General features: G+C 68.1%; 21 protein-coding genes and 1 pseudogene. 13 read left to right on the plus strand and 9 right to left on the minus strand.

Translation table 11 applies throughout. The features are described 5' to 3' along the window. The 3 genes from lipA to AB0H88_RS02195 all read left to right on the plus strand — a co-directional run bounded on the left by lipA (position 1) and on the right by AB0H88_RS02195 (position 2,688). Positions 1-930, plus strand: coding sequence for a lipoyl synthase (lipA, locus tag AB0H88_RS02185; protein WP_357640110.1), 930 nt, complete (start codon positions 1-3; stop codon positions 928-930). Positions 931-1,216: 286 nt separating this feature from the next. Continuing rightward, positions 1,217-1,897, plus strand: a complete 681-nt coding sequence (locus AB0H88_RS02190) for a DUF4191 domain-containing protein (RefSeq protein ID WP_357640112.1) — start codon at positions 1,217-1,219, stop codon at positions 1,895-1,897. 26 nt (positions 1,898-1,923) lie between these two features. Continuing rightward, complete coding sequence (locus AB0H88_RS02195) at positions 1,924-2,688, plus strand: class I SAM-dependent methyltransferase (RefSeq protein ID WP_357640115.1); 765 nt, start codon at positions 1,924-1,926, stop codon at positions 2,686-2,688. 213 nt (positions 2,689-2,901) lie between these two features. Here the strand turns inward: AB0H88_RS02195 and AB0H88_RS02200 are convergent, their stop codons facing one another. The 4 genes and pseudogenes from AB0H88_RS02200 to AB0H88_RS02215 all read right to left on the minus strand — a co-directional run bounded on the left by AB0H88_RS02200 (position 2,902) and on the right by AB0H88_RS02215 (position 6,708). After that, positions 2,902-3,840, minus strand: a complete 939-nt coding sequence (locus AB0H88_RS02200; protein ID WP_357640118.1) for a hypothetical protein — start codon at positions 3,838-3,840, stop codon at positions 2,902-2,904. Positions 3,841-3,851: 11 nt separating this feature from the next. Beyond that, the gene (locus AB0H88_RS02205; RefSeq protein ID WP_357640120.1) at positions 3,852-4,472 is read right to left on the minus strand and encodes a TetR/AcrR family transcriptional regulator; all 621 of its coding nucleotides are present in this window, start codon (positions 4,470-4,472) and stop codon (positions 3,852-3,854) included. 58 nt (positions 4,473-4,530) lie between these two features. Further along, a pseudogene (locus AB0H88_RS02210) lies at positions 4,531-6,183 on the minus strand (glycoside hydrolase domain-containing protein). Positions 6,184-6,246: 63 nt separating this feature from the next. Beyond that, a complete protein-coding gene (locus AB0H88_RS02215; protein ID WP_357640123.1) occupies positions 6,247-6,708 on the minus strand; it encodes an RDD family protein in 462 nt (153 codons plus the stop codon). Between the two features lie 88 nt (positions 6,709-6,796). Here AB0H88_RS02215 and AB0H88_RS02220 point away from each other — a divergent pair, with 88 nt between their 5' ends. The 7 genes from AB0H88_RS02220 (at position 6,797) to AB0H88_RS02250 (ending at position 13,361) form a co-directional block, all read left to right on the plus strand. After that, a complete protein-coding gene (locus AB0H88_RS02220) occupies positions 6,797-7,852 on the plus strand; it encodes a hypothetical protein (RefSeq protein WP_357640126.1) in 1,056 nt (351 codons plus the stop codon). Positions 7,853-7,946: 94 nt separating this feature from the next. After that, positions 7,947-9,371, plus strand: a complete 1,425-nt coding sequence (glnA, locus tag AB0H88_RS02225; protein WP_225298326.1) for a type I glutamate--ammonia ligase — start codon at positions 7,947-7,949, stop codon at positions 9,369-9,371. Positions 9,372-9,469: 98 nt separating this feature from the next. Then, positions 9,470-10,360 carry an RNA polymerase sigma factor SigJ gene (sigJ, locus tag AB0H88_RS02230; protein ID WP_357640129.1) on the plus strand — a complete coding sequence of 297 codons (891 nt, stop codon included), beginning with the start codon at positions 9,470-9,472 and terminating at the stop codon, positions 10,358-10,360. Positions 10,361-10,430: 70 nt separating this feature from the next. After that, on the plus strand, positions 10,431-11,198 hold the full coding sequence (locus AB0H88_RS02235; RefSeq protein ID WP_357640132.1) for an NAD(P)H-binding protein: 768 nt from the start codon (positions 10,431-10,433) through the stop codon (positions 11,196-11,198). Further along, positions 11,195-11,614: a hypothetical protein gene (locus tag AB0H88_RS02240; RefSeq protein WP_357640135.1), complete on the plus strand. Its 420-nt coding sequence runs from the start codon at positions 11,195-11,197 to the stop codon at positions 11,612-11,614. Before AB0H88_RS02235 ends, AB0H88_RS02240 begins: the two co-directional genes overlap by 4 nt. A 31-nt stretch (positions 11,615-11,645) precedes the next feature. Further along, positions 11,646-12,641, plus strand: a complete 996-nt coding sequence (locus AB0H88_RS02245; protein WP_357640138.1) for a hypothetical protein — start codon at positions 11,646-11,648, stop codon at positions 12,639-12,641. 351 nt (positions 12,642-12,992) lie between these two features. Beyond that, positions 12,993-13,361 (plus strand): hypothetical protein, encoded by a 369-nt coding sequence (locus AB0H88_RS02250; RefSeq protein ID WP_357640140.1) that lies wholly within the window; start codon positions 12,993-12,995, stop codon positions 13,359-13,361. Positions 13,362-13,833: 472 nt separating this feature from the next. Here the strand turns inward: AB0H88_RS02250 and AB0H88_RS02255 are convergent, their stop codons facing one another. The 4 genes from AB0H88_RS02255 to AB0H88_RS02270 all read right to left on the minus strand — a co-directional run bounded on the left by AB0H88_RS02255 (position 13,834) and on the right by AB0H88_RS02270 (position 18,426). Continuing rightward, entirely contained in the window at positions 13,834-14,025 is a 192-nt protein-coding gene (locus tag AB0H88_RS02255) for a putative dsRNA-binding protein (RefSeq protein WP_357641977.1), read from the minus strand. Next, positions 13,947-14,417: a ribonuclease III domain-containing protein gene (locus AB0H88_RS02260; protein WP_357640142.1), complete on the minus strand. Its 471-nt coding sequence runs from the start codon at positions 14,415-14,417 to the stop codon at positions 13,947-13,949. Before AB0H88_RS02260 ends, AB0H88_RS02255 begins: the two co-directional genes overlap by 79 nt. An 83-nt stretch (positions 14,418-14,500) precedes the next feature. Continuing rightward, positions 14,501-14,710: a hypothetical protein gene (locus tag AB0H88_RS02265; protein ID WP_357640145.1), complete on the minus strand. Its 210-nt coding sequence runs from the start codon at positions 14,708-14,710 to the stop codon at positions 14,501-14,503. A 986-nt stretch (positions 14,711-15,696) separates the two neighbouring features. Then, positions 15,697-18,426, minus strand: a complete 2,730-nt coding sequence (locus AB0H88_RS02270) for an AAA family ATPase (protein ID WP_357641979.1) — start codon at positions 18,424-18,426, stop codon at positions 15,697-15,699. Positions 18,427-18,579: 153 nt separating this feature from the next. On the opposite strand from AB0H88_RS02270, the gene AB0H88_RS02275 reads away from it, so the two are divergent. After that, entirely contained in the window at positions 18,580-19,380 is an 801-nt protein-coding gene (locus AB0H88_RS02275) for a DUF2306 domain-containing protein (protein ID WP_357641981.1), read from the plus strand. A 275-nt stretch (positions 19,381-19,655) separates the two neighbouring features. Here the strand turns inward: AB0H88_RS02275 and AB0H88_RS02280 are convergent, their stop codons facing one another. Then, entirely contained in the window at positions 19,656-19,802 is a 147-nt protein-coding gene (locus AB0H88_RS02280; protein ID WP_357640147.1) for a hypothetical protein, read from the minus strand. A 106-nt stretch (positions 19,803-19,908) separates the two neighbouring features. Between AB0H88_RS02280 and AB0H88_RS02285 the strand changes: the two genes are divergently transcribed. Next, positions 19,909-20,169, plus strand: coding sequence for a type II toxin-antitoxin system prevent-host-death family antitoxin (locus AB0H88_RS02285; RefSeq protein ID WP_357640149.1), 261 nt, complete (start codon positions 19,909-19,911; stop codon positions 20,167-20,169). Further along, positions 20,166-20,567, plus strand: a complete 402-nt coding sequence (locus tag AB0H88_RS02290; protein ID WP_357640151.1) for a PIN domain-containing protein — start codon at positions 20,166-20,168, stop codon at positions 20,565-20,567. Before AB0H88_RS02285 ends, AB0H88_RS02290 begins: the two co-directional genes overlap by 4 nt. The last annotated feature ends 20 nt before the right edge of the window (positions 20,568-20,587 follow it).

The raw sequence follows: 20,587 nt of genomic DNA on the forward strand, positions 1-20,587 counted from the left end.
GTGACCGTTGCTCCTGAAGGCCGAAAGCTCCTCCGCCTGGAGGTGCGCAACGCCGAAACCCCTATCGAGCGCAAGCCCCCGTGGATCAAGACCAAGCTGAAGACGGGCCCCGAATACACCGAGCTCAAATCGCTCGTGCGCCGGGAGGGCCTGCACACGGTCTGCGAAGAGGCGGGCTGCCCCAATATCTACGAGTGCTGGGAAGACCGCGAGGCGACGTTCCTCATCGGCGGCGACCAGTGCACGCGCCGCTGCGACTTCTGCCAGATCGACACCGGCAAGCCCAAGGAGTACGACCGGGACGAGCCGCGTCGCGTGGCCGAGTCGGTCGAGCAGATGGGCCTGCGCTACGCCACGGTGACCGGCGTGGCCCGCGACGACCTGCCCGACGGCGGTGCCTGGCTCTACGCCGAGACCGCGCGGCAAATCCACGCACTGCTGCCCGGCTGCGGGGTCGAGCTGCTGGTGCCCGACTTCAACGGCGACCGTGAGCAGCTGGAAGAGGTGTTCTCGGCCAAGCCCGAGGTGTTCGCACACAATGTCGAGACCGTGCCGCGGATCTTCAAGCGCATCCGGCCCGCGTTCCGCTATGACCGCTCGCTCGGCGTGATCACGACGGCCCGTGAGGCCGGGCTGGTCACCAAGTCCAACCTGATCCTGGGCATGGGCGAGACGCGCGAGGAGGTCGTGGAGGCGATGCGCGACCTGCACGCCGCCGGCACCGACCTGCTGACGATCACCCAATACCTGCGCCCGACGCCCCGCCACCACCCGGTCGAGCGCTGGGTCAAGCCGGAGGAGTTCGTCGAGCTCCAGGCGGAGGCCGAGGCGATCGGCTTCGCGGGCGTCCTGTCGGGCCCGCTCGTCCGCTCCTCCTACCGCGCCGGCAAGCTCTACAAGCAGGCCATCGAGGCTCGCCAGAGCGCCTGACGTCTCCTGGGCCGCCTCCGCCATGGAGGCGGCCTGTCTTCGTCCTGGCCGCGCGACGTCAGTGGGGTCGAATGGACGGGTAATACCGGTTTGGTAACGCACGTAGGCCGGGGTCTCACCGTCACGTCACGGCGCCCGGCCCCGCATCACCGGAGGAGCGTGCCCCTGGACAGGGCCCGGCCCTGTACGGCGGGTGGGGCTCACCGTGCTCTGCCGTAAAAGAAAAACCCCAGAACGACCAGAGGCGTTTTCGTATCCCGCTCGGTTGGTTTGTATTCTTCGGAGCATGGCAAAGTCCGAGGACCCAGAGAAGCCGGGACGCATCAAGCAGTTCCGCATGATCGCGCAGATCATCAAGCAGGCCAACCCCAAGGGGTTGCCGATCGTCTTCCTTTCGGCGGTCGGCACGCTGGCTGTGATCGTCGTGATCGGGCTGGTCACGGACTATCTGTGGTATTCGGTGTTCCTCGGCGTGCTCGCCGCGCTCACCGTCGGCCTCGTGGTGTTCGGGCAACTGGCCCAGCGCGCCCAGTATTCGATCCTGCACGGCCAGACCGGCGCCGCCGCCGCGGTGCTGCAGGGCATGCGGGGCAACTGGCAGGTCACCCCGGCCATCGCGGTCAACCGTGACCAGGACCTGATCCACCTCGTGATCGGCTTCCCGGGGGTCGTGCTGGTGTCCGAGGGGCCCGGCAACCGGGTGGCCAAGATGCTCGCGGCCGAGAAGAAGCGGGTCGCCCGGGTGGTGCTGGGCGTCGAGATCTACGACATCCAGTGCGGTGACGGCGAGGGGCAGGTGCCGCTGGGCAAGCTCCAGCGCCACATCATGAAGCTGCCGCGCAACCTCAAGAAGCCCGCGGTCAACGAGGTCAAGGACCGCCTGCGCTCGCTCCCCAAGAACATGCCGATGCCCAAGGGCCCGATGCCCAAGGGCGCTCGCGTTCCGCGCGGCCCCAAGATGCGCTAGTGCTATCGCAGTCGGGGAGCGCGCCGATGATGTCGGGCTCCTCGCGGGCCAACCGCGGCTGGTGGGACGGCAACGCCGACGACTACCAGGTCGAACACGGCGAGTTCCTGCGCGACACCGGCTTCGTCTGGTGCCCGGAGGGCGTCGACGAGGCCGAGGCGCACCTGCTGGGCGACGTAGGCGGCCGGCGGGTGCTGGAGATGGGTTGTGGCGCGGCTCAGTGCGCACGGTGGCTGGTCGGGCAGGGGGCCGAGGTCGCCGCGTTCGACCTGTCGCACCGGCAGTTGCGCCACTCGCAGCGGATCGACCTCGACACCGGCCTGCACGTCCCTGTGGTGCAGGCCGACGCCGAGGTGCTCCCGTTCGCCGGTGGGTCGTTCGATCTGGCGTGCTCGGCGTTCGGGGCGCTGCCGTTCGTGGCCGATCCGCTGGCGGTGTTCCGCGAGGTGGGCAGGGTGCTCAGGCCGGGCGGGCGGTTCGTGTTCTCGGTCAGCCATCCGATCCGGTGGGCGTTCCCCGACGATCCAGGGCCGCGCGGGCTGACGTCCGACCGGTCCTACTTCGACCGTTCGCCCTATGTCGAGACGGACGAGCACGGCACGCCCACCTACGTCGAGCACCATCGGACGACGGGCGACTGGATCGGCCTGATCGTCGCCTCGGGGCTGAGCGTGACGGGCCTGCAGGAGCCCGAATGGCCGGAAGGCCACGACCGGGTGTGGGGCGGCTGGAGCCCGCTGCGCGGCAAACACATACCGGGCACCGCCATCTTCACCTGCACACGCCACTGACCCACCGCACCCCGGCCGGGCACACGGACTTCACGCGACTCCCTGACCGACCAGCCAGGCGCACGGACTTCACGCGACTCCCTGACCGACCAGCCAGGCGCACGGACTTCACGCGACTCCCTGACCGACCAGCCAGGCGCGCGGACTTCACGCGACTCCCTGACCGCCCGGCCAGGCGCACGGGCTTCGCGCGACCGGCCGGCCGCGCGGGGCTCAGGCGCGCCCGTACCGAGCGGCCATCGCGTGGAAGGCCGCCTTGGGCTCCCAGCGGGTCTCGTCGAGCATCCGGACCACCCCGTACGCGCCCAGGTCGGCGTCGCCGGTCCGGTTGTAGGAGGCGAAGGTGAACCACAGGGCCGTGTCGACGCCCTCCTGCTCGAAGACGTCGAGCAGCTCGTTCAGGTAGCGGACCTGCTCGCCCTCGTCACGTTCGGAGCCGTCGGGCACGTCCCAGGCCATGCCCCCGCGCTCCCCCGCCCCCGTGTAGGCGCAGGTGCCGAACTCGGTCACCACGACGGGCTTGCCGTGCTTGAAGTGGCCGCGCAGCTCCTCCACGAAGCTGTCGGCGTTGTACGCGGCCCGGTAGGCGTCCACGCCGACCAGGTCGAACGGCGTCCAGTCGACGAACTCCCACGGCCCCGAGGCGTAGGTGATCCGGCCCCCGAACAGCGGCCGCACCGTCTCGGCCGCCTCCCCGAGAAAGCCGTTGAAACGGCCCATGATCGCGCCCAGCGACTGCCACCATTCCATGTCGGCCGACATCATCGCCCGCATGCGCTCCATGTAGTCGGCACCGGGCATGAACCCGTCGCAGAAGGCGCTGGTCTCGCAGCCGGCGACCAGCACCACCTCGGCACCGCCGCGCCGGATGGCCTCGGCTCGTTCGGCGCAGTCGGCGTAGAGGGGGATCACCTGTTCCGGCGTGAGGTCGACGGGGAACGGCGCGAACCAGACCTCCAGCCCGGCCGCGGCGGCCTGCTCGGCCGCCACGCTCAGCCGTTCCGGGTCGCCGCCGGACACGCGTACGGCCGCGCAGTGCAGCTCGTCGGCGATCACCCGCATCTCACGCCCGACCGTCTCGGCGTCGAACGCCTTCCGGGACAGGCTCTCGCCCGGCAGAAACCCGGTGTCATAGTTGATGCCTTTTTTCACGAAATATCCCCTTAGTTTTCGGTAAAGCCGTGTGCCAGCAGGTCGAAGGCGAGCTCGACGTCGTCCGCCAGCCGGCCGCCCGCCTCAGCGATGGGCGTCCCCTCGACGAGCCGCTGGAAGAACCCCTCCTGCAGCGTGGTGAGCACGGCGGTGATCTGCGCGGCCATGAGCTGGTCCCGCAGCTCGCACGACCCGTCCGGCACCCCCCGCGCACTGGCCAGAGCGGCGGCCAGCTCGTACCGCTGCCCCGCCTGGGTCTGGTGCAGCCCCGCCATCAGCGCCGGGCTGGCCGAGATCACCCAGGCCCTGGTGAGCAGACCCTCGACGTCGACCCCCTCCGTGTCCTCGGCGGCGAACGCCCGGTAGTGCTCACGCAGCGCCTCGAGCGGCGCCTGTCCCGGCCGCCGCTCGTTGACGATCTTCGCCGTGTCCTCCTTGACCACGTCGAGGACAAGGCTCTCCTTGGTCGGGAAGTAGGTGAACAGCGTGACCTTCGCGACCCCGGCCGCCTCGGCGACCTCGTTGACCGTCACGGCCTCGTAGCCTCGCTTGGCGAACATCCGCAGCGCCACCTCGGCGATCCGCCGCCGGGTCTGCTCCTTCTTCTTCTCCCTGAGTCCGGCCATCATCATGGGGACAGCATAAACCTTACCGGGTTCAATATCGAACCCGGTAAGGTTTTTATCGTTGCTAGAGACCCTTGCACGGGCCTGCCGACGGCCCCAAGACCGTGTTGGACAGGCCGTTCGCTGTCGGCGCCGGGGAGTTGCCCGTGCAGGTCAGCGGCCCCTTGACCGTGCTGGCGGCGATCAGCGGACCGCTGTCTCCGGCCAGCTTGACCGGTCCGCCCACCACCGTTTTCTCCACGGACAGCTCCTTCACCGAGGTCGCCGTGAGCGGCCCGCCCACGGAGGTGTCCACCAGGACCAGCCGCCCGGCGCCCACCGCGCTGACCGGTCCGCCGACCGTGGCGGCCCGCGTGATCAGCGAGGCGCCCTGCCGGACGACGACGGGGCCGGTCACATTCGCGCCCGCCGCCAGGCAGGTCACGCCGGAGCCGACCGTGAGCGGGCCGCTGTGGGTACCGCTGACGGTTCGCGTGCAGGCCGGATCCGGTACTGCCAGCAGCTCCAGCTCGGCCAGCGTGCCGGAGACGGTGAGGCGGTACTGGGCGTACCGTCCGGGGCGGGCGACCTTGAACGGCCGGGTCTGCCGCGCCTGGTCGAACCTCTGGCCGTCCCGCTGGTCGATGACCGTCCAGGCCGTACCGTCGTAGGAGCCCTCGAGCTTCCATGACGTGGGACCGGTGGCCGCCGAGGTGAGGGTGTAGAAGCTCACCAGGTCCCGCGTTCCAGCCTGGAGAGTGATATTTCCGGAAACGGTGGCTGCTGTCGTCGAGGTGTCGTCCGACAGCGCCGCCGGGCCCCCGGTGACCGGGATGTCGCGCTTCGGGCGCGGCGTCTCACCGTCAGGCGTGATCGACTCCGGCGGCTCGCCCCACGTGGACGGCTGGGACCCCATCGCGAAGTCCAGTACGGCCCCACCGGCCAGCACGTCGTGCGGCAGCGCGGTGGACGTCCACGCCTTGCCGTTCACCTTGAGCCCCTGGACGTAGACGTTCTCGGCGCTGTTGGCCGGGGCCTTGATCACCAGGTCCTTGCCGCTCGGCAGGTGCACGGTGGCCTTGGTGAACAGCGGCGAGCCGATCGCGTAGTCCTGGCTGCCGGCCTGGAGCGGGTAGAAGCCGAGGGCACTGAAGACGTACCAGGCGGACATCTCGCCGTTGTCCTCGTCGCCCGGATAGCCCTGGCCGATCTCGCTGCCCAGGTAGAGCTGTGACAGCGCCTCTCTGACCTTGGCCTGCGCCTACCACGGCTGCCCGGCGTGGTCGTACATGTAAATGATGTGGTGCGAGGGCTGGTTGCTGTGGCCGTACTGGCCCATGCGGACGTCCCTGGCCTCGCGCATCTCGTGGATCACGCCGTTGTACGAACCGGGGAACGTGGCCGTCTCCTGGTCGGCGAAGAACGCGTCGAGCTTCTTGGCCAGGCCCGCGCGCCCGCCGTAGAGGGCGGCGAGTCCGGTGCCGTCCTGGGGCGCGTGGAAGGCCATGTTCCAGCCGTCGGTCTCGGTGTAGTCGTAGCCCCATACGCGGGGGTCGTAGTCGGCCTTGGTACGGCGCCACTTGCCCGTGGAGTCGCGGCCCTGGAAGAAGCCCACCTCCGGATCGAACATGTTGACGTAGTTCAGGGCCCTGTTAGGGAACATTTGCCGCTGCCGTCGGAGCGCGCCCTTGCTGTAGGCGTCGGCGAAGGCCGCGGCCGCAAGACGTGCTCTCCGCATGTCGCCCTCCCGACAACGTTGTCAACAGCAGACTCCGCGCAGACAACGTTGTCAATGGACGTTTCACATACGCACGACGACCGTGTTGGAGCCGCGGTCGTGCAGCCCCCTGTGGTCGCGATCCCAGATGAGCGCGGGCACGGCCAGGCAGAGCAGCACCGTGCGCACCAGCACGGGCAGCAGCCGGGGGTTGCCACCGTCCATCGCGGCCACCCTGATCCCCGCGAGCCGATGCCCGAACGTCTGCCCCATGAATCCGACGAGCAGGACGTACTGGATCGCGAACACCACCACGGGCGCCCACGGCGACTCCGCCGGGTTCATCCGCAACACGAGCTGGACCACGACCCAGGTGCAGATCATCCAGTCGATGACCAGCCCGGCGATGCGCCGCCCCCACCCGGCGATGGCGCCGCTCCCCTGCTCCGGCAGCCCCAGGCGCTCACCCGGGTAGCCGAGATCGACCCCCGCCGCCCTCACACCGCCCAGCCAGGTCTGCGTCCACCGAGGCTCGTTCCCGCTCATACGCCCAACGGTATCCGGCGGGGGGCTCGGTCGGGATCGTGACCCAACTGCGCCACAAAGATCACCTTTGTCCCTCATCATGTACGCCATGCCGAACGGGGATGACTTAGACGCGCGCTTCAACGAGCTCGTCGCGCAGATCGATGAGGACGAGCGGCGCAGGATGCGTACGGCGGCCACCAGGGGAGCCAGGGCGCCGCGCTCGGACAAGGCCACCCGGCCACGGCGAGCGGGGCGGGGCCTGCTCGCGGCCGGTCTGGTGGCCGCGGTGATCGGCGGGGCGACCGTGATCGTCGCCGCCCGGCCCGACCTGCTGACGCCACAGGCGGGGAGCCCGGGACCGGTCCCGGAGGAGACCCAACCGGTCATGGCGGCCCCGGCGCCGGAGCCGACCGGCACGGAGGCGGCGGCCCTGGGAGAGAAGACCGCGGCGGACCCGTTCGAGGGCTCCCCTGCCGAGAAGTACGCCGAGGGAACGGCGGGCTTCGTGATGCCGAAGGCGAAGGCGCTGGGCGGGCTGTCGAAGAAGGAGGTCGCGAAGGCACTGGACCGTACTCGCGATCTCCTGGCCGCAGCCTATCTCGACCATAAGACGCTCGTGGGCGGCAAGCCGAAGGCGTTCATCGAGCGCCTCGACGCGCGTCAGCGCGACTGGTACCGGGACCAGCTCGACATCAAACAGACGAAGAAGCCGCGCTTCGACGGCCGCTACTGGGTCAACAGCTTCGCCCCGAAGACGGCCGAGCTGGCCACCGGCGTCATCAAAGTGCGCGGCGAGAGCACCGTCAAGAAGCTGGCGAAGTACGGTCGCGAAGGCGCCGAGGTAAAGGTCAAGTACCTCGTCGTCTACGCCGTGCAGCGGCCAGGCCAGCCCGCAACGGTCTTGCGCTTCGTCTCCCGCGTCGAGGGCCAGGTGCTGGTCTACCGCGAGTCGGGGCGGCTGGTCACGTGGGTCAGGAACTGGGGCAGGCGGACCGGGACGCCCGGGCGATGCGACGTGAAGGATGCCTTCCTCCACCCGGCCTACCGGGACTCGGCGCCGGACAAAACGTCGGCGCGAGCCACCGACCCGCCCACCGATCCCTACGATCTCGACCGCGATCTTCCGCGAGACAAGAAATGTCACCGGTCGAGACGGACCTGAGCCGCTTAACATGTGCGAAACAATCGGGACACCGATCGGAAACGGCCGCGACCTAACCTCGGCCTGATAGTCATGTCCCCAGGGAGGTTCGAGAGTGTTCAACTCCGCCGACGACGTCCTGAAGTTCATCAGTGACGAAGGGGTGCAGTTCGTCGATGTCAGGTTCACCGACCTGCCGGGGACGACGCACCACTTCACCTTCCCGGTAGAGAACTTCGGCGCCAGCGTCTTCACCGATGGGCTCATGTTCGACGGCTCGTCGATCCGCGGCTTCCAGGCCATCCACGAGTCGGACATGCTGCTGCTGCCCGACCCCTCCAGCGCCGTGCTCGACCCGTTCCGTCAGCACAAGACGCTCAACATAAACTTCTTCGTGCACGACCCGCTGACCGGCGAGGCCTACAGCCGCGACCCGCGCAACGTCGCCCGCAAGGCGGAGGAATACCTCAAGGGCACGGGCATCGCCGACACCGTCTACTTCGGGCCCGAGGCGGAGTTCTACATCTTCGACGACGTCCGCTTCGAGACGCGGCAGAACGCCGGCTATTACTACATCGACTCCATCGAGGGCGCCTGGAACACCGGCAAGGCCACCGAAGGCGGCAACCTCGGCTACAAGCCCCGCTACAAGGGCGGATACTTCCCGGTCCCGCCGATGGACCACTTCACGGACCTGCGCTCGGAGATGGTGCGCAACCTCATCGAGGCCGGCATCGACGTCGAGATGCAGCATCACGAGGTCGGCACGGCCGGTCAGGCGGAGATCGACTTCAGGTTCGGCACGCTGCTCAAGACGGCCGACAACCTGATGCTCTACAAGTACGTCATCAAGAGCACCGCCCTCGAATACGGCCACACGGTCACGTTCATGCCCAAGCCGATCTTCGGCGACAACGGCTCCGGCATGCACTGCCACCAGTCGCTGTGGAAGGACGGCTCGCCGCTCTTCTACGACGAGGTCGGTTACGCGGGCCTGTCCGACACGGCCCGCTACTACATCGGCGGCCTGCTCAGGCACGCGCCGTCGCTGCTGGCGTTCACCAACCCGACGGTCAACTCCTACCACCGTCTGGTGCCCGGCTACGAGGCCCCGGTCAACCTGGTCTACTCACAGCGCAACCGCTCGGCCTGCGTCCGCATCCCGATCACGGGGTCCAACCCGAAGGCCAAGCGCATCGAGTTCCGCGTGCCGGACCCATCGTGCAACCCGTACTTCGCCTTCTCGGCCATGCTGATGGCCGGCCTCGACGGCATCCGCAACAAGATCGAGCCGCCGGAGCCCGTCGACAAGGACCTCTACGAACTGCCTCCGGAGGAGGCCCGCCAGGTGCCGCAGGTGCCCGGCTCGCTCCCCGAGGTCCTCGCCGCCCTGGAGGCCGACCACGACTACCTGCTCGAGGGCGGCGTCTTCACGCCTGACCTGATCGAGACGTGGGTGGCGTACAAGCGCGAGAACGAGGTCGACCCGATCCGGCTGCGTCCGCACCCGCACGAGTTCGAGCTCTATTACGACATCTAGTCCGACCGGAACAGCCCGGAACCGACCACGGTTCCGGGCTGTTGCGCGTACAGAGGTCGGATATCGGCCCGGATCGGTGGCCTGGAAGGCTGACGGGCGTGACAGGTGACGCGGTTGAGGAGTTCGAGCGGCACCGCTCGAGGCTGTTCGGGCTGGCCTATCGGATGCTGGGTTCGGCCGAGGAGGCCGAGGATGTGGTGCAGGACACCTTCCTTCGCTGGCACCACCGGTCGGCTGTCGAATCGCCGTGGGCGTGGCTGGCCAAGGTGGCGACCAACCTGTGCGTGAACCGGTTGACGTCGGCGCGTGCTCGCCGGGAGAGCCATGTCGGCCCGTGGCTGCCTGAGCCGGTGCTGACCGCGGACGGCGCGTTGGGACCGCTGGACAGCGCCGAACAGCGAGACTTCGTCTCGCTGGCCTTCCTGACGTTGCTGGAACGGCTCAACCCCGTGGAGCGCGCGGTGTTCGTGCTCCGTGAAGCCTTCGACTACAGCCATCGCCAGGTGGCCGAGGTCATCGATTCCTCCGAGGCGAACTCCCGGCAGCTGTACCGGCGTGCTCGCCTGCGACTCACCGACGCTCCTGGGAGGGCCGAGCACCTGGTGGACCGGTCTCACCACCGTGACCTGGTGAAAGGTTTCCTGGCGGCCGCGGAAGAAGGGGATCTTCCAGGGCTGGAAAAGCTGCTGGCCCACGATGTGACCGTGTGGGTGGACGGCGGCGGCAGGATCGGCACTGCCAGGCGACCTGTCTCCGGCGCCAACCGGGTGGCGCGCTATCTGATCGGCGCATCGCGCACCACCGGACAGCGGATCCGGCTGTCGATCGCGGAGCTGAACGGCGCTCCTGGCCTGCTGGCTCTGGCCGGTGAGGAGCTGATCGGCGTGCTGGTGCCGGAGATGGCGGGCGGCCTGATCAGCGAGATTCGCATCATCGCCGATCCCGCCAAACTTCGGTTGTCACATTGGGGAGCTCTGTCCGGTTCTTAACGGGTGCACCTGACAGCCGCGCGCGGCCGGAGCGCCTTCGGCCTCGCGCTCTTCACGGGAGTTGCCACCCATGACAGATCCGATCCTGGTGACGGGCGGTACCGGCCGGCTCGGCCGTAGGTTGGTTCCACGGCTTGTGGCCGCAGGTCACGCCGTACGCGTGCTGAGCCGCAAGCCGCCGCGCGACGAGAGGATGTACCACCGTGACCTGATGATGTGCCGCGGTGACCTGATCACCGGCGAGGGGCTGGAGGCGGCGGTCGCCGACACCGGCACGATCATCCACTGCGCGACCGGCAACGGCCACGCGGACCAGGACGCCGCCCGCGCTCTCGTCCGGGCGGCCAGCCGAACCGGTCGCCCGCACCTGATCTACGTGTCCATCGTCGGCGTCGATCGCGTTGATATCTCCTACTATCGGGCGAAGCTGGCGTGTGAGCGGCTCCTAGAGGGCTCCGGGCTGCCGTTGACGATCCAGCGCACCACCCAGTTCCACGAGCTCATCGTCTGGATGTGCACGATCCAGCGACGGCTACCGGTGATCATGATGCCCGCCGGGGTCAGCTTTCAGCCCGTCGACGCCGGCGAAGTGGCTGCCCGCTTGGCCGACCTGGCCAAGGCATCACCGGCGGGCCGGGCGCCGGACATGGGTGGGCCTGAGGTGCGTGCCGCGGCCGATCTGGCCCGCGCCTATGCTCGCGCGCGGTCCAACCGCCGGCCGGTGGTGTCGGTGCCACTGCCGGGAATCGGGGGAATGCGCGGCTTTCGGGAAGGAAGCCACCTGGCTCCTGACCATGCCGTCGGGCAGATCACCTTCGAGCAGTTCCTCACCGCATGAGCGCGCGTAGCCGGCTCCGCGCGGGCTTGGCGTTCCTGACCGCGACACAGTTCGCCGTGGGTTGCTGGGCGCTGTTCTTCCCCCGCTCGTTCTTCGACATCCCGTTCGTGGGGATGCGCATGCCGTACAACGCGCATCTGATGATGGATTACGGCGCGATGAGCCTGGCGACGGCGGTGGCGCTGGGGGTGAGCTTCTTCGTCGTACGGCGCGACATGGTCCGCACGGCGCTTGCCGTGTACGTGGTGTTCGCCGTGCCGCACCTGGTGATCCACGTGCGACTGCTGCACCATCTGACGCCCGGAGAGCGCGTGCCGTTGCTGCTCGCGCTTTCGGCGGCGGCCGCGATCCCGCTGGTCCTGTGGCCGCTCACCAACAAGCTCCAACCGGTGAGCGCAGCGCCGCGCTCGACTTGAACCGATCACCAAATGCGATCATCGAACACTCATGGGCAAACTGACATGGTTTCCACTGCCGTTCGGGCTCGTCGTGGTCGTCGTCAACTTCTTCGCCGTCCGCGATGTGAAGGGGCGCCTTCCCGCCGGGCCCGTCGAGGCGAACGAGCACCTGGTGCCCCAAGCGGTCGACGCCTTCATCCCCTTCGCCCAGGGGCGGATCGCCCTGCTCGGGGCCTTCTTCATCGCCGCCACCCTACTGTTCGGTCTCGTCGAGTTCGGATTAAGCCGTCGGCCCGCAGGCCTCATGCTCGGGACGGGCTTCCTGAGCGCCGCCTACATGGCCGCCATGCCAGTCGTCTACGTCCTCAACCCGGTCACCGGTTACGACAAGGAGTTTCTCGACCCGCCGGGCGGATACGCCACGATGCCCTTCGACATGGACGCGCTGTCGCCGCCGTGGTACCTGCCGCTGCTCGGCTTGATCCTCACCACCGCCGCGATCGCCCAACTCCTGGCGGTGCGCGGCGTCGTGCGCCGCGACACTGTCCTTCCACCTTCTTCCCCCTGGAGCGCGTGGCTCCTCCTGCTCCCGTTGGCGTTCCTCCTGGTCTTCGCCGCGGCCAACCTCGTGTCCGACCGGATCGCCCGCGCCACAGCTCCTCCCGGGTCCTTCTGGGAGGCCGACTTCGCGCTAAGCCTCATGTTGCAGATGTGGGCCTTCGCCGTCGTGCCCGCCGCCGGTCTGGCCCTGCACGGGATCCTCCTGCGCAGGCACGGCGTTCGCCCGCGCTCCCTGCTGATCGTCGGCGTCTTCACGGTCGTCTACCTGTTGACGCTGCCACTCGTGGCTTGGGGCAATCTGCTGATGTACGTGGACGAGCAGTCAGGCTTCTCCGAGCACCTCCCCGGCTGGCGGGAGGAGGTCACCACCGGCATCCTCCTCGCCGCCGCCCTCGTCCAACTCGCCGCCTTCCCGCTGCTGACCCGGCGCGGGAAATCCCAGATGACCGGCGCCGAGCCCGCCGGGGCCGCCGCCGGTAAGTGATCGCCGCGTTGCGACGACCCCTCGAACGCGCCACGGCGGTTCCGGGCCGTCCCACGCCTAATGAGGCGGTAGAGATCCGCAGCAGGGGACGCGATGGGCGCCGCCGGCCGCGCGGTCATGGACGAACGCCTCATCCCCGCACTCCTCGCCGACCTCACGAACCAGATGAACGACTCCCTATTGCATCTATGTCCTCCCAGCTCGGAGGGCACCTCACTTCTTTTCGCGGCTCTCGCCTCGAGTTTCACCGCCGTGGATCCAGGCCGAGCAGCAGGAACATACCGCGCTTATACCGGCTTCTGCTTTGCTCACCGTGTGGATCGAGTCCAAGATTCTACGAACGGAGATCGCATGCGAAAGCTGGCACCGACACTTGCTTTGGCCACCACGCTCGGCCTTGCAACGATGGGCTCAATCGCCCTGATCAGCTCCACACCCAGCTCCGCATCAGCGGGCAGCGTTGCGGCGGCCAAGCCCACCTATTCAGTGACATGCAGTGCAAGTGCCGACCGGACCCCAAAGATCGACATCGGCAGAGCAGCGTGCAAGAACGTGCACACCTTCCGGGTCGTGATCCGTTGCAAGACCAAGGGGAGTGCAACGACGTCGACAAAGATCAACGGCCCGTGGAAGGATTCCGGAGAGACGTCCACGAGGCAGTGCCCTGCCGCGCTGCCATACATTGCCTCGGCGACCTACTCCTACTTGCTGGACACCTGACCATCGACGAGATCGCCAAGCTGTACGGCCACGCCAGCACAAGCGTGCCGTAGACCTGCTCGGCCATCCACCGCTTGGGCAGCGGCGCTAACCCGAGGGTATGCGGGGCTCGCCGCCCCACCTCCACGTCGATGCCCAGACCGGTCGTTATCTAGGGTTGGAGGACCCTTCCAGCAGGTCAGAGAACGATGATCTCTCTCCTGTGCAGCCGCGTTCGATTTCTCATGCAGGAGAAACGTGACGTGGCTGCGCTTGCAGACATCCCGGTTTTCGTTGTATTCGTTCTCATCGGCCTGCGGGTTGGACCCCGGGCAATACTGCTTCTGCTAGGTGGGTTGGTTGCCCTGTTCTCCCGGGACAGGCAACGAGGAACGCGAGCCATGGCCATGCTGCGGCTCCTGGAAAAGGGAAACGGCGCAACGGCAACCGCTCTCGAACCCGGCGAAACGCAACCGCCCAGCGAGGACGCGGGTCAGCCTTCGCCTGAAAGCTGAGCAAAGGCTGCCTTCGCCGCGTGCTGCTGGGCCTCTTTCTTGCTGAGGCCCAGCCCGCGGCCGTGGATCTTTCCGCCCAAGGCCACCCAGGCTAGGAACCCTTCCGGCTCACGAGCGGAAACCTCATACTCCGGCGCGCCGAGCCCTTGCCGAGCTGCGAGTTCCTGCAGGGCAGTGCATCCGCATGCACCGCGCCGACTACCGCCTCCAGCGCGTTGGCGAGGATCAACGGTTTGCGGCGCCCTCCCATGCGGTCCTCGCCGCGTCCCAACCGCAAGTAGGCGTCGAGCCCAAGTGAGCGGGCGACGCTGGCAACTGCCCGTTCATTGACGACAAAGCTCTTCATCCGTTGCCGGTCGTTCGCAGCCGCCCTGGGATGCCGACGGCCGAGCTCTTCCGTGACGACCAGCTCGATGAAACCTTTGCCCAGGAACGCCAAGCGGCGGTTGCTGCGCCCGCCTCGCTCGTAGGCGTAGGAGCCGTGAGTGAGCGCCTCGATGAGCCGATCTGGCGATACCGAAACGCCGAGTTTGCTGGCAAGATCAGCGATAGGTAAGGCCATGCGGCAAAGCTACCAACTTGGCAGGGAGCCCTCAGGCCAAGAGGTCCAGGGTTTCGGGGGTCTCGCAGGCTGTCAGGTGCCGCTCAGGGGTCGATTTTCTCGTGGGCGCACTGGTTGATCAGCTCAACGAGCGCTCTCCGGTCCTTCATGGGCAGGTCCTGAAACAGGGCGATTATCGGGTTCAGCACCTGCATCGTGGCCTTGGGCGTGACGGCGTCGTCGCTGGCGGGGCTGGCCACGGTGAGAAGGCCGGCGGTGAGAGCGAGGGCGGCGAAGGTGGCCAATCTGCGCACCTCTGGTCCTGACCACACTCACATCCCGGGAAAGGCCATCGACTGCCCCGTACAGGGCACGGTCGATGGCCTTTCGCATGCGTTCGATCCTGGCCGGCACCCGGGTTCCGAGCAGGGCCTTCAGCCGGTCGAGTTCCTGTCCGTGCCGCGCGATGATCGCCCGATGAGCGCGCCGACAGTGGAGAGGAACGCGACAGCGAACCAACGGGAAGCTCTCACAAATGCCCGACTTTACGGGCCTGCTGTTTTAGCTGGGGGTTCGCGTCAGTGATCCTGGTCACTATGGCCTCGCAGAACCCGGCAAGAACTCCTCCAACTTGTCGCCGACAGCACGGTCGTGACCCTCGCGGCGGACGGGCGCGGCCAACCGCAGTGATTGTTTCACCTCCAACGCACCTCGTAAAACCGCTGGAAACGGGACTTATGGTCCCGTCCGCCTGACTTTCCCGGCGCCGTTTCCCTCGCACACCGTACTGTCAAGACATGGGCACGACGGACGACGATGACGAGCAGAAAGAACACAGGCGCTGCGGCGCCTGTTTCGGCGAGGGCGGTAAGTGGGAAGAGCTGAACGGGAAAAGCGACAAAGGGTTCAAGCGGACCAAATGCCGCGCTTTCGGGGGGAGTAGTTGGCAATGACCAACCCTCTCACCTGCCCCGAATGCCAAGGCACCGGCGAAGATCGGAGCATTCCCAAGTATGTTCTCAAATGCATGTGCTGCTACGGGAGAGGCGTCGTAGGCGATCCTGACGATCCAGCAGCGAACCCTCGAGCCGCGCTGACCACACCACTCCCCGCGTGGCTGCATCCGGCGCTGGAGGGAACCGGGTTGTGCGGCTACTGTGTCGGCTCCGGCCTGGTCGCCCACGTCAACAAGGAGACCAGCCGCCTCACAGAAAGCCCCTGCCCAGCATGCGCACCGGCACCGCCGCCCATCGCCTTCTGACCCGGGTCTCTCCGGCTCGGTGTGGGACGTGGTGAAAGGTCAGCCGAAGTCGAGGTCGCGGAGTTCGGCGCGGGCGGAAATCCCGAGCTTGGGAAACGCCCGATACAGATGCGAGCCCACCGTCCGCGGGCTCAGGTGCATCCGGTCGCCGATCTCGCGGTTGCTCAGCCCCTTGGACGCGAGCCTGGACACCTCCAGTTCCTGCGGGCTGAGCAGGGCCGCGACCGCTCGGCTCTGGTGAGGTACGGCGCCGCCTGCCGCGCGGACCTGAACGGCCGCGCGCCGTGCCCATGGTGCCGCGCCCAGCGCCTCGAACGTCTCGCCGGATTCCCGCAGGATCGGCTGGGCCTCGGTCCTGCGGTGGTTGCGGCGCAGCCATTCCCCATAGAGAAGCTGGGTCCGCGCCCGGTCGAAGGGGTGCTGGTCGAGGCCGCCGCCCGCGAGCGCGCTCCGGTAGTGCGATTCGGCGTGCGCGTCGTCTGCCAGGATCGCGAGGTAGCGGTGCTTGCGGGCAAGGGCGGCGGGCCCGCCGATGCCGCCGGTCTGAGGTTCCATGGCCGCGGCTACCCGCCGGGCCGGCTCCGGATGTCCAGCGCGTACGGCGGCCTCGACGAAGTCCGGGAGCATCACGAAGGCGACGAAGTCGTTGGATCGAGGTGAACCTCGCTCGACCAGGCGCGTCAACTCCGTGAACGCCTCCTTCGACGCGTCCTCCCCCAGCGCCAGCAGCCCCAGGGCGCCGGTCGCGGCCGCCGCGGCGATGCGCTCGCGCAGCGGAAGCGCGATCTCCAGCGCCTGCCGGGCGAGCGTGCGGCATTCCGCGGCCTCGCCGCGCACAGCGGCGAAGCGGGCCGACTGGGCGAGGAAGTTGGCTGTCCATCCCCGCTGGCCGGTCTCGTAGCTCAACCGCAGGCCCTCCTCGGCATGCGTGGCCCCCTCGGTCCAGTGCCCGAGCCGGAACTCGATGTCAGCGTGGTAGTACAGCACCTCGGTCAGGAGCGCGGGAGAGCCTGCGGCGCGGACCCGGCGGCCGGTGGCTTCGGCGAGCCGGCGGGCCTGGTGGTCGTCGGGCCCCATCCAGCCGATCACGGTCGCCCACATCCACTCCCGCTCACCTCCCCCGCCCCCGGCCCGGGCCATGGCGCCCGGCAGTTCCCACAGCTCTGTCCCGGTGATGACACCCTCATAGCCCTTGAGGAGGCCTTCGGCGGCGCGAAGGGTCGCCGGGGAGCAGTCCAGGTCGGTGATGCGCCTGGTCGCCTGTATCGTCGCCGCCATGTCTCCGGCGTGCAACGCCGATCCCGCCGCAAGGGTGAGGATCCAGGCCGCCTCCTCGGGCTCGGCGAACGCCATGAGCTCGGCGCACCGCATCAGGTGTGAGTAGGCGATCGCGGGGTCCCCGCTGTACAGCTCGATGGTCCCGTTGAGCTGGGCGAGTATCGCGGGCGGCACGGGCTCGGCCAGGACCTGGTCGGCCAGCGTACGGGCCAGGCCGGGCCGGCCCGCGTCCAGCGCCACGAAGGCGGCGGTCACCGTCCGGCGGCAACGGTCGGCGGGCGACTCGCTGAGCCGCGCGGCCTGCTGCAGGACGGAGATCGCCGCGGCCGCGCCACCGCGCCGTCGGACGGCGTCGGCGCCTCGCTCCAGCGCGGCGGCGATCTTCTCATCCGGTTCGGTCGTGGCCACCGCGAGATGCCAGGTCGCCTGCTCGTCCTCTCCGGCGGCGCTCAGGTACGCGGCGATGGCCTGATGCGCGGCGCGGCGCCGGTCGAAAGAGGCGTCGGCGTAGACGGCGGAGCGGATCAGCGGGTGCCGGAACCGGATCTCGACCCCGGTGAGCTGCACCAGCCCCGACCGCTCGGCCGGGGCCAGAGCGTCGGCAGGCAGGCCCAGCCGGGCGAGGGCTCCGAGGACGGTGCCGACGTTCCCGCTCTCCTCCGCGGCCGCCACCAGCAGCGCCGCGCGGCCGTCCGCGGACAGGACTTCGACCTGGCGCAGAAACGCCGCGCGGACGCGGGCGCTCACCGGCAGGGTTCCGGTCATGGCGAGATCGGGCAGGGCCCGCTCAGGCTCGTCGAGCCGGGCCAACTCGATCAGCGCCAGCGGGTTACCACCGGTCGCCGCGACGAGGACATCTCGTTGACGGGCGGGCAGCGTCCAGCCGTACGCGTCGAGCAGTCGCGCGGCGTCCTCGGGAGGCAGTCCGTGCAGCATCAGTTCGGTCAGCCCCGCCGTATTGACCGGCAGCGGTTCGGGTTCGCGTACGGCGAGCAGCATCGCGACGGGCTCGTCGGCCAGCCGGCGGGCGGCGAACAGCAGGGCGGCGGCCGAGGCACGGTCCAGCCACTGCACGTCGTCGACCGTGACCAGCAGCGGGCGGTCCGCCGCCACCGCCGCGAGCAAGGTGAGCACCGCCGCCGAGACCAGGAAGTCCGAGGTCGGACTGTCGGTCATGCCGAGCGCGCCGCGCAGCGACTCGGCCTGGACGCCCGGCAGCGCGTCGAGGTGATCGAGCACCGGCCGCAACAGCCCGAACAGCCCGCTGAACGCGTGCTCGACCTCGGATTCCACCCCGGCGCACGCGAGCACCCGCATGGGCTCGGGACCGGCTGCGGTCTCGGGGACAGCTGCGGTCTCGGCGGCGTGGCGGAGCAGCGAACTCTTGCCTATCCCCGCTTCGCCCCGCAGGACCAGCACCCCGCCGCGTCCGCTCCGCGCGTCGGCGAGCAGCCGGGCGACGGCTTCTTGTTCCCCGCGCCGACCGTGCATCACGGGTGAGCCCCAGGTCTCCGCCGGCGATCTCCCGGGTGACTGCAGTCGGTTCGACTCTGGCACCGGATCCGCGTCCCCGCGAGGCTAGCGCCAATGGACGGGGTACGCCCGCCTGCCCCGACGACGATGAGGAGACCTTTCGTGGCCACCATGCTGGGAGGACCGGGCTCGGTGCCCGACGAGCACGGGGCGCCACCCCCGCGGCCGGCGGCGCGACCACCGCGACGGCACCAGCTTCGCTGGATCATTCCGCTGTTCATCGCGATGCTCGCTTTCGTGGTGTACTCCCTGCCGCCGTACCTCACCTTCGATCCGGCGCAATCGCGAGTGAAGGTGTCCGATTCCCCGCCATTCTTCTATCCCCTGCTCGTGGCGCACATCATGTTCGGCACAGTGGCGCTGCTGACGGGGTGCTTCCAGGTATGGCCGTGGTTCCGTAACTCATTCCCCCGGGTGCACCGGTGGATGGGGCGAGCGTACTTCTTCCTCGGAGTCTTCCCGGCCGGCATCACCGTGCTCGGGGTCGCTCCGTTCGGCCACACGGGGTTCGGGGGGAACACTGGGAACACCATGCTGGGCGTGGTGTGGCTGATCACCAGTATCGCCGGATGGCGGATGGCGCGGCAGCGGCGGTTCCCCGAGCACCGCAGGTGGATGATCCGCAGCTTCGCGCTGACCACATCCATCGTCGCGAGTCGTCTGTGGGCCGGGGTATTGCTCCTCATCCAGCTTCCGCGCCTCGACACCGCCTACGGCGGCGACGAACAGGCGATGATCGAGGCGATCGGAGCCGCCGGTGTCTGGCTGAGCTGGGTCGTCAACCTGGTGATCGCGGAATGGTGGCTGGAATACACGAACCATGCCGGCAAGCCCAAGTCCCGCAGGCGCCCGCGGGGAGGCATCGCGTCCGCATCCGTACCCGTGTCCGAGGCAGGACGTTCCGCGGGCTGAGCCGGATGACCGCTGCCTCCACCTGTGGGGATACACCACGCTGGCGCGCTGATTCGATCAGGCTGGAACCGATTCTCGCACCGCCGAGCACGGCCACGCTGAGGGTAGGTTCCGCCTCTACGGGCCGGGTGGCGGAGGGAAAATGTCGTGAGTGCCTATCCTGCGCCAGACGATGTGGACTTCACCGGGGATTCGCTCGTCACCGTAACCGAAGGTGGCTCGACCGTCCGGGGCCCACGTCTTCTCGAACACGCCCGGATATGCCGTCACTCCCTTCACGCGGAGCCCCCCGCGGAAAGGCCCGTCAGCGATGATGTCGGGGTGAACGCCTCGGTGATCACCTTACGGAATCGAGCCTGTTGCTCGGCAGTCAGCTTTCGCCAGTCGCGCTCGAAGCGGCTGGCCGTTTCGAAGGTGGGCATCAGGCGTCGTCGCCCGGTTCGTCGTTGCCCGGTTCGTCGTCGCCCGAGTCAAGGTGGGCGAACATGTCCTCGGCAGACATACATATGTGCATGTTATTGTACGTACATGATAGCTGATCGCCTGGAGTCCGAGGAAACCTCGGTCACCGTGTCCGAACTGGCCCGCAATGTCGCAGCCCTGATTCGGCGAGCCGAAGCGGGAGAAGAGATCATCATTACCCGCGACGGCTCGCCCGTAGCTGTGATCGCTCCTCATTTCAAGCCCAATGGAGCCGCTCTCATAGCATTGTTCGAAGAATATGGGCCAGACCCCCAATGGGCCGAGTTGATCGAGGAGAGCCGGGAACTCATGTGGGGTGGCCGATGAAGGCCGCAAAGGTCCTTTTGGACACGAATGTCCTCATCTCCCTGGAAAAGGGATTGTCGCTGGCGAAGGTGATCGATCCGGACGACGACGTCGCCGTTTCGGTCGTGACCATCGGAGAACTCCAGCTTGGCGTGGAACGGTCTGACGACGCGCACCGACGACAGCGCAGTGCCTTCGTGCAGCGAATGATGCAACATCTGCCGTCGATCGACTACACCCTGCAGGTCGCGCTGGTTCACGCGAAGATCGCAGCCACGATGTCCGGGAAGGGACTTACCAGCTCACGCCCGGACCTCATGATCGCAGCAACAGCGATCGCCACCGGGAGAACCCTCGTGACAGCCGACGAAGGATTCTCCGTAATCAGCGGCCTCAAAGCACGTCGTCCAATGCGTTGATCCAGCATACGGATGATCTC

The sequence above is a fragment of the Nonomuraea sp. NPDC050680 genome, from assembly GCF_040654555.1.
Lineage (GTDB): Bacteria > Actinomycetota > Actinomycetes > Streptosporangiales > Streptosporangiaceae > Nonomuraea.

What these genes read in the sequence shown, in the direction of transcription:
- AB0H88_RS02245 (WP_357640138.1), top strand. Translation starts at nt 11,646, where the DNA reads ATGGGCAAACTGACATGGTTTCCACTGCCGTTCGGGCTCGTCGTGGTC.
- AB0H88_RS02215 (WP_357640123.1), bottom strand. Translation starts at nt 6,708, where the DNA reads ATGAGCGGGAACGAGCCTCGGTGGACGCAGACCTGGCTGGGCGGTGTG.
- AB0H88_RS02235 (WP_357640132.1), top strand. Translation starts at nt 10,431, where the DNA reads ATGACAGATCCGATCCTGGTGACGGGCGGTACCGGCCGGCTCGGCCGT.
- AB0H88_RS02195 (WP_357640115.1), top strand. Translation starts at nt 1,924, where the DNA reads ATGATGTCGGGCTCCTCGCGGGCCAACCGCGGCTGGTGGGACGGCAAC.
- AB0H88_RS02250 (WP_357640140.1), top strand. Translation starts at nt 12,993, where the DNA reads ATGCGAAAGCTGGCACCGACACTTGCTTTGGCCACCACGCTCGGCCTT.
- AB0H88_RS02285 (WP_357640149.1), top strand. Translation starts at nt 19,909, where the DNA reads ATGATAGCTGATCGCCTGGAGTCCGAGGAAACCTCGGTCACCGTGTCC.
- AB0H88_RS02270 (WP_357641979.1), bottom strand. Translation starts at nt 18,426, where the DNA reads ATGCACGGTCGGCGCGGGGAACAAGAAGCCGTCGCCCGGCTGCTCGCC.
- AB0H88_RS02290 (WP_357640151.1), top strand. Translation starts at nt 20,166, where the DNA reads ATGAAGGCCGCAAAGGTCCTTTTGGACACGAATGTCCTCATCTCCCTG.
- AB0H88_RS02280 (WP_357640147.1), bottom strand. Translation starts at nt 19,802, where the DNA reads ATGCCCACCTTCGAAACGGCCAGCCGCTTCGAGCGCGACTGGCGAAAG.
- AB0H88_RS02205 (WP_357640120.1), bottom strand. Translation starts at nt 4,472, where the DNA reads ATGATGATGGCCGGACTCAGGGAGAAGAAGAAGGAGCAGACCCGGCGG.
- AB0H88_RS02240 (WP_357640135.1), top strand. Translation starts at nt 11,195, where the DNA reads ATGAGCGCGCGTAGCCGGCTCCGCGCGGGCTTGGCGTTCCTGACCGCG.
- AB0H88_RS02275 (WP_357641981.1), top strand. Translation starts at nt 18,580, where the DNA reads ATGCTGGGAGGACCGGGCTCGGTGCCCGACGAGCACGGGGCGCCACCC.
- AB0H88_RS02220 (WP_357640126.1), top strand. Translation starts at nt 6,797, where the DNA reads ATGCCGAACGGGGATGACTTAGACGCGCGCTTCAACGAGCTCGTCGCG.
- AB0H88_RS02260 (WP_357640142.1), bottom strand. Translation starts at nt 14,417, where the DNA reads ATGGCCTTACCTATCGCTGATCTTGCCAGCAAACTCGGCGTTTCGGTA.
- AB0H88_RS02190 (WP_357640112.1), top strand. Translation starts at nt 1,217, where the DNA reads ATGGCAAAGTCCGAGGACCCAGAGAAGCCGGGACGCATCAAGCAGTTC.